Raw genomic sequence first — 846 nt, 5'->3', positions numbered from 1 at the left:
ACAGAGATTGTTTCATAATGGCTTTAGAATCAAGTTGGAGGTGACGTTCTGTGGGAATGATATTGGGTCTATTGAAGCTGCTCCTGAAGATCGTGGCCGCGCCGGTGGTACTGCTGCTTACCGTGGCCATCTGGACTTGTGTGGGGCTGGTCTATGTATCCGGCTTGGTGCTGGGGCTTCTCAGTACAGTGATTGCCCTGCTGGGCGTGGCTGTGCTGGTGACATACTCCCCGCAAAACGGCCTGATTCTGCTGGTGATTGCGTTCCTTATCAGCCCATTTGGGCTGCCGAAGCTGGCCTTTTGGCTGCTGGGCCAAGTGCAGGGCCTCAAATATGCGATACAGGATTTGATCTACGGATAAAGAGGCACCCTCTCCATCACTGGAGAGGGTGTTCTGCTCCTATATGCGATTAGAGGTGCCGCTGACGAGCTGATATGAAATAGATTTGTTCACAGTATTGTGCTATACTTTTCTTAAAAAGACGATAATGGAGAATATAAACTATCCTTAATTTTGTGTAACCATCCTGCATGGTGCCACACAGAGATTCCATACAGGTTGAAAAAGGAGAACTCATTATACATGAAACAGAAAAATCCTTATAATCCTTTTATTGCGAATCAAATGCCCACACCTTTAACTTTGGGCGAATTGATTTCCTATGGTGCGATTGAAGGAAGTGAAGATGCGTATAATGATGAAAACGGTTTTGATTATTCTGATCCTGATTCTTCATTGCTCTACTATGCTGGCAAACCATTTACAGGGCTTTACTATGAATTATACCCAAATGGAGGTATAGAATTATATTCAAAGTATCAAGATGGAGTACTTGTGGAAGATT

The 846-nt window shown here is 44.3% G+C and carries 2 protein-coding genes; both read left to right on the top strand.

Annotation, left to right across the window (positions count from 1 at the left end):
* The first annotated feature begins 62 nt into the window (after nucleotides 1–62).
* A complete protein-coding gene (locus tag B5F88_RS19810) occupies nucleotides 63–362 on the top strand; it encodes a CD1845 family protein (RefSeq protein WP_087937085.1) in 300 nt (99 codons plus the stop codon).
* A gap of 222 nt (nucleotides 363–584) precedes the next feature.
* The coding region (locus tag B5F88_RS20530) for a hypothetical protein (RefSeq protein WP_204246289.1) at nucleotides 585–846 on the top strand (262 nt) is incomplete at its 3' end.

The organism is Flavonifractor sp. An306, assembly GCF_002159455.1.
Classification (GTDB): Bacteria; Bacillota; Clostridia; order Oscillospirales; family Oscillospiraceae; genus Flavonifractor.
Note: the sequence above shows the minus strand (reverse complement) of the source record. Positions and strands in the feature narration are given on the sequence as shown.